Raw genomic sequence first — 12,746 nt, forward strand, 5'->3', positions numbered from 1 at the left:
TTTTTATGCGTTAACCGAAGCCTTGATGGTGCTTTTCAGGTTCTGCATAAAGTTTTTGAAATGTGGCATAAAGTCCGCAAACAGAGGATGCTTTCTGTTTTGCATCATCACTGGACCTAGCAAGCGAAGCGCTACTGCCACTCTGGTCGCTTCTTCATTCGGTAACTCACTGCCTTTATTTATCATTTCAACAACTTTGAACATATCCTCTCGGTCTTGAAACTCAAATTGCAGTGTTTTACTTTCATCTTGCGTTACTTCTTCAATGGTAATGCGATAGTTGTGATCTTGTCTGGTGATACGAGTCATAGGGTTACCTCATTGTTTTAATTAATATTTCTAGCTTTTCAAAAAGCGTTCAACTTTTGGTTTGAGCGTGACAGATACCACGGCCATTAACAGCAACGCTAAAGGAAGCGCTCTTACTAAGGTCTCTAGCCAAGTACTCATCAGCATCGATGTATCGGCAATACCCACACTATTAACCGCGGTGCTAAATGCCATTCCCGATTCCATAACCATTGCCATAATCAAGCCAATGGATATGTTGCGTACTTTCTCACTAGAGTTAGGAAAGAGGCGCTCAGCGAGCTTGGTCAGTAGCGCCATTAACGCAAAACCCAAAGGCATCACTGTCACCGCTGCGGTAAGAAAAGCTCGTATCCATTGAGCATAAAACAGTTCGCTATAGCCTTGATTTAGGTAAGTCATCAATCCGGTTATTGAACCGCCCATTAATGTCATCATCCCCATCATTGCGAGCACCTTCAAAAACAAAGGTGTGCGCTTTTCTTCTGAGCTTGCTATTGGCATTACAGCAATTGCATTCATGGATAATTCGCCCTCTCATTTAGTTGATATATGCAACTATAATCAGTTAAGTTGACAGTGTCAACTAATTTTTATGGCGACAATAAAAAGCCCCGACTCTAAGAGCCGGGGCTAGGTACTGTTTCTTTGGTCGCTATTAGGTGCTAGCTAGCGTTTACCGCCTTGTGGGAACGCCACTGAACCACGGCAATCCCAACAATGATCACTGCGCCCAGCACCCCTACATTAAACGGGTTAAGAAGCAGTAATGGAATAGCAATAGCAGATGCAAGACGCTCGACCTTGTTGAGCGTTCCTAGTAAGTACCCCTCAATGGTAATGGCGATAGCCACGATAATGGCCAACGTCTGCCCTACTGAAAGCATAAGCGCGACTATGCCTTCGTTAGGATTTACCAAGTTAGTATATGCCATCATGATCGGGATAATGAACAAGCCTCCCGCCAACTTAAAGGCTTCGACTGAAGACTTCATAGGGTTGGCATTGGCCACGCCGGCCCCAGCAAACGCTGCTAGTGCGATTGGCGGAGTAACATTTGAGGTTTGCGATAGCCAGAATACGATTAAGTGAGCGGTCAATATCGGCAATCCAAAGTCAGTCAGCATAGGCACCGCCATAACGGCCAATACGATATACGCTGCCGTTACAGGTAAACCCATACCTAAGATCAGCGCCACAATACTGATAAGTCCAAGGGCGATGATCATGTAACCGCCAGAAAAATCCATCACAAATTGAGTAAACTGAAGTCCAATACCGGTTTGCCCCACAACCCCAACAATAATACCTGCCGCACCACACGCAGCAGAAATTGGCAGAGCTAGTAACGCACCGTTCTTCATGCCTTCAAAAAACTTCTTGAAACCGATTCGGCTATGCTTACGCATGCTTGCCACAACTAAGATAGCAGCACAACCCGCTACACCTACCAACAGTGGTGAATACGCCATCATGAGTAGCGTAGTGATCAATACCAGCGGGATAAGGTGGTGAGCACCATGCTTCATTACCGCGATCACTGCCTCTGTTTTACTCACGGCCTGCAAATTCAGTTTACACGCCATAAGGTGCACATAAAGCAAGGTACAGAAGAAGTACAAAATCGCTGGTGCAATTGAGGCGAACATGATCTCGCTATAAGGCACACCGGTAAATTGCGCCATAACAAACGCACCCGCCCCCATAATCGGTGGCATGATTTGCCCACCTGTTGAGGCAGCGGCTTCAATTCCTGCCGCTTGCTCCGATTTATAGCCAAGCTTCTTCATCATCGGAATAGTGATTGAGCCAGTGGTTACCGTGTTAGCGATCGCGGAACCTGAGATTGAACCCAACCCCGCCGACGCCAATACTGCGGCTTTTGCAGGACCACCTCGATACTTACCGGCAATGGCAAACGCAAGGTCGATAAAGAACTTACCTGCGCCTGTCACCTCTAAAAAAGCGCCAAATAGAACAAAGATAAATACGGTAGTTGCCGCGATGCCCAGTGCAGAACCAAACACACCATTAGCCGAGAATATTTGGAACTGTATCAGCTCTTGTAAGGAATAAGTTTTAATTGATATGGCACTTGGCAGCATGTCACCAAACATACTGTAGCTAAGAAATAGCACAGCGATGAGCACCATCACCCAACCCACAGTGCGGCGACAGCCTTCCATTAGCAAAGCAATTAACGCCCCGCCCGCAAACATATCGGCCGGCTGTAACCCATAGAACAGGTAATTGATATCGTTGTAATCAAAAATTGACATGCGGTAGCCCGCGAACACAACAACCGCACACAAAACCAGGTCAATACAACGACCCACCAAGTAAAACTTGCTTCGGCGATTGCTGATTAACGGGAAGTGCAAAAAGATAAGCACCAATACCCAGCACAGGTGTATCGGTCTAAAATAAGTGGCTGAAATAGTTGAGCTTATTCCCTGCCAGATTTGAAACACTGATAACGCAACGGCAATCAGCAATATTGAATAGCCAAAGAATGTTGTCACTCTTTCATAGGGCAAGTTAGCACTAAGATCTTGGTTATTTTCGTTATTAGTTACATCCATAACGGCGCCTGAAAGAAAAAATAGATAAGAATTAGAAGCACAAAAAAGCAAGCATCACGCTTGCTTTTTTGTTAGGTGGTTTACTTAGAAACAGAGTCTAGGTACTTCTTCGCACCAGGGTGTAGAGGTACACCTTGCAGGCGAGAAGCGTTCTGTGGGGTAGTCATTTCAGCCATCTTAACCACCTTACGAATGTCGCCCATATTCTCATAAGCAGCCTTCGTTAGGTTGTAAGCCATGTCATCGTCCATATTCGCGTTAACCACCAATACGTTCCAAACACTTAGCGTAGAGACTTCGCCAACGTTATTGTAAACATCCGCTGGAATATCATATGAGCTGTATGCTGGGTTAGCGGTTACAAACGCTTGGCTCTCTGCATCAGAGATAGAAAGGACTTTGATTTTATGCGTTAGTGCAACTTGTGTTACCGCACCAACACCCTGACCACCAACAATGAAACCCGCATCTACTTGGCCATTGGCCAATGCGTTTGTGGTTTCTGAGTAGTTCAGGTATACCGCCTTGATGTCTTTTTCAACATCAATACCGATAGACTCAAGCAGTGCTGCTGAGGTTACCGCGGTACCGCTGCCCGGTGCACCTAAAGACACACGCTTACCTTTTAAATCAGCTAGCGAGTTGATGCCCGACTTCTCTAGAGTAAGGGTATGAACTAGGTTTGGGTAAAGAGCAAAAAGCGTCTTCACTGGCATTTTTGACGGGAATTTACCCTGACCATTGTAGGCATCTAACACAACGTTACCCATTGCAATCCCTGCAATCATGTCGCCACGTACAACCTTAATAGTATTTTCTACAGAAGCAGCCGTTACCTCTGCTTTTGCATTTACTTCTGGCACATGCTCAGACCAGACTTTCGCCAGTGCGCCGCCGAATGGATAGTAGATACCGCTTTGACCACCGGTACCAATTGAATAGTTTGCAGCACTTACTGATAGGGGCAGTAAACACGCTAAAGCCAACATTAAGTTTCGTTTAAACACAACCATCTCCTTGATTATTAGTCCAAAACGATTGGGTTATTGTTATTCAAATTTACCCATATCGTCGCATATACCTTACTAGTGGACTAACACAAGTCAAAATATTGATTGGCTGAATGTGACGCTAGTTTTACTAAATGTGGCTTTAGACAGTTTATGCCGAAGATTTCAGTTCAGGCTAAGCTGCATAGTTTGATGTTCTATGCCCACCTCTTCATAGCGCTCACCAATGGGTTCAAATCCCAGTTTTTGATAAAAATCTAGCGCATGTACCTGAGCGCCTAGGTAGACTCTCGCAAAGTTTCTAAGGCGGGCTTCATCCACCAAAGCCTTCATTATGCTAGCGCCTAATCCCTTGCCTCTATGGCTGATAAGGACGGCAATGCGGCCAATATGACCATCTTCTAGCATACGCCCCGTTGCGATAGGTTCATCCTTTTCATAAACAAGCGCATGTACAGCCCCGTCATCTTGACCGTCAAAATCTAGGTTAGTATCTATGCCCTGCTCTGCGGTAAACACGGTATTTCGAACAAGAAAAATCTCATCTTTTGATTGCCAATCTACAATCTCTACTCGCATTATTTAGTTACCTCTTTAACGTCGATTGCTCATTACAAGTTATTAGTATTTTTTCCACGATAACTAGGGTCTGTTGACCTTTTGCGATTAAATTTTGCTCGACCAGAAGCCATTTAATCAAGGCGAGGGACTTGCCGCCTAGTCATCTAAGCAAAAGTCGCTCAACGAAGAGTAAATGGCTTCTGGACGAGCCCTTCGGGTAGCGCTTTGTTGGGCATTTCTACCGCGTTAGTCACTTTTTATGTGGAACCACCACACCTAAAAGCGACTGCCTTGTATTAATACCCAACAAAGCGCTACAAAAATAACCTCAAAAGGTCAACAGACCCTAGAATCACAAACTAATATTTATATTCATTCATTTGTCTGTGTTATGGTGCACGCCATTTGCACCCTTCACTTAACTCCATTAGGAAATATTTTGACTAATAACGATATTTTGCGCCGTATCCGCTACACCTTCGATTTCAACGATAATGATATGATCGAGGTGTTTAATGCCGCAGATCTTACTGTGTCGCGTGAACAGGTTATTAACTGGCTAAAGAAAGAAGAAGATGACTCTTTTTGCAAAATCATCGACAAAGAATTAGCTCAATTTCTTAATGGCCTGATCAATCAAAAACGCGGTAAACGCGAAGGTGCTCAACCTGAGCCAGAGTCACGCCTTACCAACAACATGATCTTCATGAAGCTTCGTATCGCTATGAATATGAAGGCTGAAGACATTCTTGATACATTGAAGCTTGTCGACTTTAGACTGAGCAAACACGAATTAAGTGCCTTTTTCAGAAAGCCTGACAACAAGCATTACCGTGAGTGCCAAGATCAGATCCTTCGTAATTTCTTAATGGGTCTTCAACTTCAACTGCGCCCGAACAGCACTACCCAAGATTGATTATGCCGTTTTCACAGTTATCCCTATGTCCTGAACTAAGCGATACCCTACAGGCCAATTTTACAGAGCCTACCGAGGTTCAAAGCCAAGCTATTCCTGCAATCCTTGGACGCAAAGATGTGCTCGCTATTGCTCAAACAGGCAGTGGTAAAACACTGGCTTATGGCCTTGCGATACTCGAACAAGTCAGGCTGCAGCCTTGTAGCACTCAAGCCATCATTCTTGTTCCAACCAGAGAACTCGCTACTCAGGTGTGCGACACCCTAGAACCGTATGCCAACACCGTCGATATCACCGCGTTATCGTTGTGTGGTGGGATCGATAAAGAGTGGCAAAAACAGCAGCTGCTCTTAACCCCTGAAATACTGGTTGCGACTCCGGGAAGACTGCTGGATCTGTTAAAAGATCAGTCAATAGACGTCAGCAGACTTAGCTCGTTCGTGCTTGATGAAGCAGACAGATTACTAGATATGGGCTTTTGGCCTGATATTCAAGAGATTGTTTCTCTTCTTCCGCCAAAGCGTCAAACCTTGATGTTCTCAGCTACCTTCTCAGAAAAGCTGGAGATTCAAGCTAAGGGGTTACTGCATTCGCCAAAGCGCATTCAAACCAACGTCGCCAATAGTGTGGTCGAGGGCATTGAAGAAACATTGTACTTGGTGAACAAGGGCAGCAAAACCAACGCATTGATTGCCCAGCTAAAACAGCATAACTGCTCGCAAGTCCTGGTGTTTATTGGCGCTAAGGATAACGCGGATGCTTTGTGCAAAAAGCTGACTAAAGCGGGTGTTTCAGTCGCAGCTCTGCATGGTAATAAGTCTCAGCAAGAACGTGAAGAAACACTAGAGTGGTTTAAACAGCGTAAGGTGAATGTCCTCATTGCGACAGACCTTCTGGCTCGAGGCATCCATGTGCAGAGTCTGCCTGTTGTGATTAACTTTGAGCTGCCGTCAAACGCTGAGGTTTATGTGCACCGTGTCGGACGCACGGCGCGCGCAGGTGAACAAGGCGTAGCCATCTCTTTCGTGTGTCATGGTGAGACAGAGTACTTAAGTGCTATTCGTCAGCTGACGCTCCGCGAGCTTCCTCTTGAAGAGCTTGAAGGGTTTCCTGTTACAGATAAGCCATCTTCTGGGCAAAGTAAGCGCGCCCCAAGAGATAAAAAGGCGAATCGTCGCACGAATAGCAAGAAGAGTGTAAAGCAGTTTCAGGGGAAGGCTAAGAGATAATCGCGCCAGTTATTTCGAACTAAAGCTGCATGATTAGTTTAGTCGACATTGTGCGCACTAAGATCCCAGATAAGCTCCGCTTTCTGGGATGACGTTTATTACTTCTCGTGCCTCCAGTTCATGAGATACACTCCTACCGTCATTCCAGCAGTCTTTTAGCTGGAATCTGGAAGCTACATAGCTAAACCCTAGATCCTAGAGTTTTACTGCGTAATTTATAGGATGCGGCTGTTGTTTCGGGCTACCACAGTTCAAAAAGGCACAAACCTTACGTCATTCGCACACTCCCATAAACATAAAAAAACACCAGTGCATCACACTGGTGTTTTTGTTTTTAAGCGTTATACGTTTAGCATCAAGTCTGAGAAAACTGGTGCAGCGATTTTGCTTGAACTACAGGCTTGTTTTCTTTCAATAAACGCATGCCTCTGAACATACGAACAAACCACACAACAATGGCTATGGCTGATATGACGCCACCCGCAATAGGGATAAAGTGTGCAATCTCAACCAATGCACTATTTCGTGCCCAATAATCGTTAATCCCAATAAGCACACCGTTTGAGGTAGCGACCGTCACAATCAGCACCACAAAGAAGGTTAAAAACAGAAAGAAGCTTCTGATCAGGCTATAGTAATGAGAAATCACTACATCGCTGTCTTCATCCTTATCTAATCGGTACCCTGCATACACAATTGCGATGACACCCGACAATAACAAGGTAAGCGGGGTTAGAATACTGCCTATATAGGCATACCAAATGCCTTTGTGATGATCATTCATTGCTCACCCCATCCTTTTTGTTTGCTCCCTTAACTGGAGCATCTTCTAATTGTTCTTTTACCTCTTCATACCAAAGGTCATGGTGCTCTTTCGCCCAGGTTTCGTCTACCTTACCGGTGACCATGCCTTCTAGCGCACCTTCCATACCAAACAAGCCGATATAAATATGGAACACAAAGCCACAGATTAAGATGAGTGCTGAGATCATGTGTACTAGGTTCGCTATCTCCATATCTCGCCTAGTTTGATCGAATATTGGGAAATCTAGGATTACGCCACTGGTTGCGGCTACCGCACCTACTACGATAAGAAGCCAGTAAATGATCTTCTCGCCACCGTTTGAGAAACCAGCCGATGGATGTGTGCCCTTGTGCTTGCCCATCATGCCACCCATCTTCATAAACCATTGCATATCAGTCTTATTGAAGATGGATTTGCGCCACCATTTAAGCAGCATAAAGATAAGCAGAATATAAAAGATTGGGCCTATGTAGTTGTGGTATTGCTTAGCGGTATAAATCACTAGCCCCCACAAGTCACTTGGGATAAACGGCTTCAAGAAATGCTTACCGTAAACCAACATCAAACCGCTAAAGGCTAGAGTCAAAAAGGTAAAGGCCATGCTCCAGTGAAGCGCCCTATCCATTCGAGACCAGCGATTAAGCCTACGTCCAGTGCGTGGTTTACTCAGCATAAGCGGACCGACAAAGAAATAGGCCAGTACCACCATCATCAAACTACCAAAGATGGCAACAGCCGCGGCTGGAGACATCCATTTTTCTTTCAAAATAAACCAAGTTTGGCCCGGTACACTGATTAACACGCCATGCTCTGGTGATTTTGAGGTTGTTGTACCCTCAACGCCGCCTTTCACATCTCGCCAATAGTCTGCACCAGCCAATTGCACCATTTCTTTTTCTGCTGCGGTATTCGCCTTTTGCTCTTCTGCGTAGCTTGAAGTGCTCACTAGCATCAAAACACTGGCGAAAACCGTTAACAGCAACAAAGTCCATTGTTTCGCTAACTGCATCTGATTGCTCCCTCTAGCTAGCTTTTGGTCGCATCAAACGCTATATCTTCACCATCGCTCCATCCAGCGCCTTTTGCTCCGCGCTCAACGACGCGCTGGCGGAAGATGTCGGAGACCACCTCAGCATCACCTGCAAGCAGAGCCTTGGTAGAACACAGCTCAGCACACATAGGTAGCTTACCCTCTGCAATACGGTTAGCGCCGTATTTTGCGCGCTCTTCTTCAGAGCCGTTCTCTGTTTCTGGCCCACCAGCACAGAAGGTACATTTGTCCATCTTACCGCGCTCACCAAAGGCCGAGGTATGTGGGAATTGCGGTGCGCCAAATGGGCACGCAAATAGACAGTAGCCACAACCAATACAAAGGTCTTTATTGTGCAGCACAATGCCATCTTCAGTGTACTCAAAGCAGTCTGCAGGACATACCGCCATACACGGCGCATCGGTACAGTGCATACACGCTACAGAGATTGAGCTTTCACCCGGTTCACCGTCGTTCAGTGTTACTACGCGGCGACGTTGAATACCCCATTCCAAGGCATCATCGTTTTCGTTCTTACATGCAGTGACACAACCGTTACATTCGATACAACGCTTGGTATCACATAGAAATTTCATTCTAGCCATAATTTAGGTTTCCTTACGCTTTTCGAATATTACACAGAGTTACTTTGGTTTCTTGCATCTGAGTAACTGGGTCATAACCATAGGTGATTGCAGTGTTTGCTGCTTCACCTATCACATAAGGAACTGTGCCTTCTGGGTAACGTTCGGTAAGGTCTTCACCTTGGAACTTACCACCGAAGTGGAATGGCATAAACGCAAGCCCTGGAGTGACTCGTCTGGTCACCATAGCTTTCACATGCACTTTACCTTTCTCGGCACCCTCTACCCACACCATGTCACCATCTCTGATGCCGAGGTCATTCGCGTCTTTAGGGTTCACCTCAACAAACATTTCTTGTTGAAGCTCAGCTAGCCAAGGGCTAGAACGTGTTTCTTCACCACCACCTTCGTACTCAACCAAACGGCCTGAAGTAAGAACAATGGGGTACTCTTTCGATTTGTCGACATCCTGAATACTCTTATACAGCGTCGGTAGTCGATAGATAGACTCACTGTCATCCCAAGTAGGATAATCCTTCACAAGATCTCGGCGTGCTGTGTATAACGGCTCTCTATGCAATGGCACTCTGTCAGGGAATGTCCATACAATGGCACGAGCTTTAGCGTTACCAAACGGGATACAGCCGTGCTTGATGGCGACACGCTGAATACCACCTGACAAATCTGTTTTCCAGTTTTTACCCTCTGCAGCTGCTTTTTCTTCTGCGGTCAGGTCATCCCACCAGCCTAAGCTTTTTAGTAGCTTATCGCTAAACTCAGGGAAGCCATCTTGCAGCTCACAATCTTTCGAGTAGCTGTCTTCTGCCAGAAGGTTTTCACCCTCAAACTCAACGCCGAAGCGCGCACGGAAGTTACCTCCGCCTTCAGCAACAGGCTTAGATGTGTCATAAAGAATATGAGTACCTGGGTGCTTCATGTCTGCGGTGCCCCAACAAGGCCAAGGCAGTCCATAGGTTTCTCCGTTTGCAGGCCCACCTTCGGCGGCCAGCGTGGTTTTATGGAAGGTATGCCAGTTTTGTTGGTGCTCTTTAAGGCGCTCAGGGCTTTGACCTGTATAACCAATCGTCCACATACCCTTGTTAAATTCGCGAGTAATGTCTTCAATGGACGGCTCGTTACCCTCAACTGCAATATTTTTGAACAGCTGTTCTGAATAACCTAGCTTCTTCGTCAACAAGTACATGATTTCGTGGTCAGGCTTCGACTCAAACAAAGGCTCAACGACTTTATCACGCCATTGCAGTGAACGGTTTGATGCGGTCACAGAACCATGAGTTTCAAACTGAGTAGTGGCAGGTAACAGATACACGCCGTCAGTGCGGTCATTCATAACACCAGCAACAGTTGGGTATGGGTCAACAATCACCATCATATCCAGCTTTTTCATTGCTGTGCGCATTTCAGGGCCACGAGTCTGCGAGTTAACCGCATGCCCCCAGTAGAACATGGCGCGAATATTATCGTTCTGCTCAATGTTCTCTTTGTTTTCCAATACACCATCTATCCAACGAGAAACAGGGATACCCATGTTGTTCATTGGTAGCTTGCCACGGTATTTATTCTGGTCGAAACGCTCTTGTACCCAGGTGTAGTCGAGATCCCACACCTTAGCCCAATGCTTCCACGAGCCAGGTGCCAAACCGTAGTAGCCTGGAAGTGTGTGTGATAGCACGCCAAGGTCGGTTGCGCCTTGCACGTTATCGTGACCACGGAAGATGTTTGCACCGCCGCCTGATTTACCCATGTTACCTAATGCAAGCTCTAGAACGCAGTAAGCACGAGTGTTGTTGTTACCTGTGGTGTGCTGAGTCCCCCCCATACACCAAACAATACAGCCTGGGCGGTTGTCCGCTAAGATCTTCGCGGTTTTGTACATTTGCTCTTCAGAAGCACCAGTCACACGCTCAACGTTGTCAGGGGTCCAGTTCGCCACTTCTTTGCGAATTTCCTCCATGCCAAACACACGTTGGCGGATGAATTCTTGGTCTTCCCATTTGTTTTGGAAGATATGCCACAGCAAGCCCCAAATAAAGGCAACGTCAGTACCCGGGCGAAGTGAGATATAGTGATTAGCTTTCGCGGCAGTACGTGTACGCCTTGGGTCGGCAACCACGATCTGGCAGTTGTTTTTCTCTTTTGCTATCAAGATATGCTGCATGGCAACAGGGTGCGCCTCTGCAGGGTTTGAGCCTATAAATAGCATCGACTTACAGTTGTGCATATCGTTGAAAGAGTTGGTCATTGCACCATAACCCCAGGTATTGGCTACCCCAGATACTGTGGTGGAGTGACAGATACGTGCTTGGTGATCAACGTTGTTGGTTCCCCACAGCGACGCCATCTTTCTAAACATGTAGGCTTGTTCGTTGTTGTGTTTCGCACTACCTAGCCAATACACCGAATCTGGGCCTGATTCTTTGCGAATCTGTAGCGCTTTGTCGCCAATCTCGTTGATGGCTTCGTCCCAGCTCATTTTTTTCCATTTACCACCCTCAAGTTTCATTGGGTACTTGAGGCGTTTTTCACCGCGACCGTGCTCGCGGAGCGCAGCCCCTTTGGCGCAGTGCCCACCAAGGTTAAATGGATGATCGAACGCAGGTTCTTGTCCTGTCCATACACCATTTTTCACTTCGGCATAGATACCACAGCCAACAGAGCAGTGAGAACAGATGGTACGCTTGATTTCGACGTTAACGTCTTTATTTTCGGTGTTGGCTTGTGCTTTTTTCATCATACCGGGAGCAAAGATCCCCGCTCCCACCACTGCACCACTAGCGGCCAGAGATGAGTTTTTCATGAAGGTACGGCGGCTAACACCGAACTTTTGATTAGGATTTGAGGTGCTGTCAGAGCGCTTAGTTAGTTTCATAGTCTTAGGCTCCTAGAGTGAATCATAATAGTCGCGAATGTGCTGGGTTTCTTTGTACCCCTGCTCATCTTTCGATTGTTCGTTATTCACATCAATCGGCTTCGCCTGAGCTGTTGTTGTCGCTGTGCTAAGTACTGCCCCTGCAACAACGCCGCCTCCCAAAGCCTTTAACGCTTTACGACGATGACTATCAATTTCTTTGTTGTTTTTCATGACTCCATCCTCAACCTAATCCAGTTCACTTGAACGAACAGCAATGCTCTGCTCACTCAATGCTACGGCTTCCAGCTCCAAAAAGGAGGCAAGAAGACTTGCTACAACCACGTAAAACCCAGCCGCGTTCGCGTTCTGGATTTGCTTAACTAAATCTTTATACCAAGTGCCAATGTGGCGATTAAAAAACACCCCTTGTTGCGGAGAGTTCTCTTCTACCAGCATGGCCATCACCTCGCATATGGCTGCAATGTGATCCTCTGGCTCTTTCACGCTGTCATTTCTCTCAAAACCCAGCGCGGTAAGATCTTGCCTTAGGGCTATTAAGGGTTTTTCCATCAAGGCGCCACTGAGATGCCAAGAAGCGAAGGGCATGACCTCTCCTCTTCCAACCCCTATAAATAAATCTTGGTATTCTTCTTCTAATTCTTGTTGCGTCGCTTGGCTTGCAGCTTGCTTCAGTGCCTGCCAATCGGCGCTCATTTGACTGTTGCTGTCTTCCGTTTCTATATCAGCTAACCACTTAAGCAAATCGCTGTTTGGGGGCTGTCTGAACAAGGTAGCAAGTAACAAATAAATATCGGCGCGCGGTGCCTGTAGTGCTTCTTGATTCATGC

The 12,746-nt window shown here is 46.3% G+C and carries 13 protein-coding genes; 2 read left to right on the forward strand and 11 right to left on the reverse strand.

What is annotated here, in order from left to right; all coding sequences use genetic code 11:
- Positions 1-3 precede the first annotated feature (3 nt).
- The 5 genes from D5I41_RS16395 to D5I41_RS16415 all read right to left on the reverse strand — a co-directional run bounded on the left by D5I41_RS16395 (position 4) and on the right by D5I41_RS16415 (position 4,480).
- Complete coding sequence (locus D5I41_RS16395; RefSeq protein ID WP_119010725.1) at positions 4-309, reverse strand: DUF3861 domain-containing protein; 306 nt, start codon at positions 307-309, stop codon at positions 4-6.
- 30 nt (positions 310-339) lie between these two features.
- Positions 340-831, reverse strand: a complete 492-nt coding sequence (locus D5I41_RS16400; RefSeq protein ID WP_119010726.1) for a DUF2798 domain-containing protein — start codon at positions 829-831, stop codon at positions 340-342.
- A 143-nt stretch (positions 832-974) separates the two neighbouring features.
- Entirely contained in the window at positions 975-2,891 is a 1,917-nt protein-coding gene (locus tag D5I41_RS16405) for a TRAP transporter permease (RefSeq protein ID WP_119010727.1), read from the reverse strand.
- 80 nt (positions 2,892-2,971) lie between these two features.
- On the reverse strand, positions 2,972-3,904 hold the full coding sequence (locus tag D5I41_RS16410) for a TAXI family TRAP transporter solute-binding subunit (RefSeq protein ID WP_119010728.1): 933 nt from the start codon (positions 3,902-3,904) through the stop codon (positions 2,972-2,974).
- A gap of 162 nt (positions 3,905-4,066) precedes the next feature.
- Complete coding sequence (locus D5I41_RS16415) at positions 4,067-4,480, reverse strand: GNAT family N-acetyltransferase (RefSeq protein ID WP_119010729.1); 414 nt, start codon at positions 4,478-4,480, stop codon at positions 4,067-4,069.
- Between the two features lie 421 nt (positions 4,481-4,901).
- Here D5I41_RS16415 and D5I41_RS16420 point away from each other — a divergent pair, with 421 nt between their 5' ends.
- Positions 4,902-5,378, forward strand: coding sequence for a YehS family protein (locus D5I41_RS16420; protein WP_119010730.1), 477 nt, complete (start codon positions 4,902-4,904; stop codon positions 5,376-5,378).
- A 2-nt stretch (positions 5,379-5,380) separates the two neighbouring features.
- On the forward strand, positions 5,381-6,607 hold the full coding sequence (locus D5I41_RS16425; protein ID WP_119010731.1) for a DEAD/DEAH box helicase: 1,227 nt from the start codon (positions 5,381-5,383) through the stop codon (positions 6,605-6,607).
- 355 nt (positions 6,608-6,962) lie between these two features.
- Here D5I41_RS16425 and D5I41_RS16430 read toward each other — a convergent pair whose 3' ends face one another.
- From D5I41_RS16430 to D5I41_RS16455, 6 genes are read right to left on the reverse strand one after another with little or no spacing between them, the layout of a single operon-like run.
- On the reverse strand, positions 6,963-7,391 hold the full coding sequence (locus tag D5I41_RS16430) for a hypothetical protein (protein ID WP_119010732.1): 429 nt from the start codon (positions 7,389-7,391) through the stop codon (positions 6,963-6,965).
- Positions 7,384-8,421 (reverse strand): formate dehydrogenase subunit gamma, encoded by a 1,038-nt coding sequence (locus tag D5I41_RS16435; RefSeq protein WP_119010733.1) that lies wholly within the window; start codon positions 8,419-8,421, stop codon positions 7,384-7,386. Before D5I41_RS16435 ends, D5I41_RS16430 begins: the two co-directional genes overlap by 8 nt.
- Before the next feature lie 17 nt (positions 8,422-8,438).
- Positions 8,439-9,047 (reverse strand): formate dehydrogenase FDH3 subunit beta, encoded by a 609-nt coding sequence (gene fdh3B, locus D5I41_RS16440; RefSeq protein ID WP_017027593.1) that lies wholly within the window; start codon positions 9,045-9,047, stop codon positions 8,439-8,441.
- Positions 9,048-9,060: 13 nt separating this feature from the next.
- On the reverse strand, positions 9,061-11,916 hold the full coding sequence (locus tag D5I41_RS16445) for a formate dehydrogenase subunit alpha (protein ID WP_119010734.1): 2,856 nt from the start codon (positions 11,914-11,916) through the stop codon (positions 9,061-9,063).
- A 12-nt stretch (positions 11,917-11,928) separates the two neighbouring features.
- Entirely contained in the window at positions 11,929-12,129 is a 201-nt protein-coding gene (locus tag D5I41_RS16450) for a hypothetical protein (RefSeq protein ID WP_119010735.1), read from the reverse strand.
- Between the two features lie 15 nt (positions 12,130-12,144).
- Positions 12,145-12,744 carry a TorD/DmsD family molecular chaperone gene (locus tag D5I41_RS16455; protein ID WP_119010736.1) on the reverse strand — a complete coding sequence of 200 codons (600 nt, stop codon included), beginning with the start codon at positions 12,742-12,744 and terminating at the stop codon, positions 12,145-12,147.
- Between the last annotated feature and the right edge of the window lie 2 nt (positions 12,745-12,746).

It is taken from the genome of Vibrio superstes (genome assembly GCF_003569005.1).
Classification (GTDB): domain Bacteria; phylum Pseudomonadota; class Gammaproteobacteria; order Enterobacterales; family Vibrionaceae; genus Vibrio; species Vibrio superstes.

What these genes read in the sequence shown, in the direction of transcription:
- D5I41_RS16400 (WP_119010726.1), bottom strand. Translation starts at nt 831, where the DNA reads ATGAATGCAATTGCTGTAATGCCAATAGCAAGCTCAGAAGAAAAGCGC.
- D5I41_RS16410 (WP_119010728.1), bottom strand. Translation starts at nt 3,904, where the DNA reads ATGGTTGTGTTTAAACGAAACTTAATGTTGGCTTTAGCGTGTTTACTG.
- D5I41_RS16425 (WP_119010731.1), top strand. Translation starts at nt 5,381, where the DNA reads ATGCCGTTTTCACAGTTATCCCTATGTCCTGAACTAAGCGATACCCTA.
- fdh3B (WP_017027593.1), bottom strand. Translation starts at nt 9,047, where the DNA reads ATGGCTAGAATGAAATTTCTATGTGATACCAAGCGTTGTATCGAATGT.
- D5I41_RS16405 (WP_119010727.1), bottom strand. Translation starts at nt 2,891, where the DNA reads ATGGATGTAACTAATAACGAAAATAACCAAGATCTTAGTGCTAACTTG.
- D5I41_RS16435 (WP_119010733.1), bottom strand. Translation starts at nt 8,421, where the DNA reads ATGCAGTTAGCGAAACAATGGACTTTGTTGCTGTTAACGGTTTTCGCC.
- D5I41_RS16445 (WP_119010734.1), bottom strand. Translation starts at nt 11,916, where the DNA reads ATGAAACTAACTAAGCGCTCTGACAGCACCTCAAATCCTAATCAAAAG.
- D5I41_RS16450 (WP_119010735.1), bottom strand. Translation starts at nt 12,129, where the DNA reads ATGAAAAACAACAAAGAAATTGATAGTCATCGTCGTAAAGCGTTAAAG.
- D5I41_RS16415 (WP_119010729.1), bottom strand. Translation starts at nt 4,480, where the DNA reads ATGCGAGTAGAGATTGTAGATTGGCAATCAAAAGATGAGATTTTTCTT.
- D5I41_RS16430 (WP_119010732.1), bottom strand. Translation starts at nt 7,391, where the DNA reads ATGAATGATCATCACAAAGGCATTTGGTATGCCTATATAGGCAGTATT.
- D5I41_RS16395 (WP_119010725.1), bottom strand. Translation starts at nt 309, where the DNA reads ATGACTCGTATCACCAGACAAGATCACAACTATCGCATTACCATTGAA.
- D5I41_RS16455 (WP_119010736.1), bottom strand. Translation starts at nt 12,744, where the DNA reads ATGAATCAAGAAGCACTACAGGCACCGCGCGCCGATATTTATTTGTTA.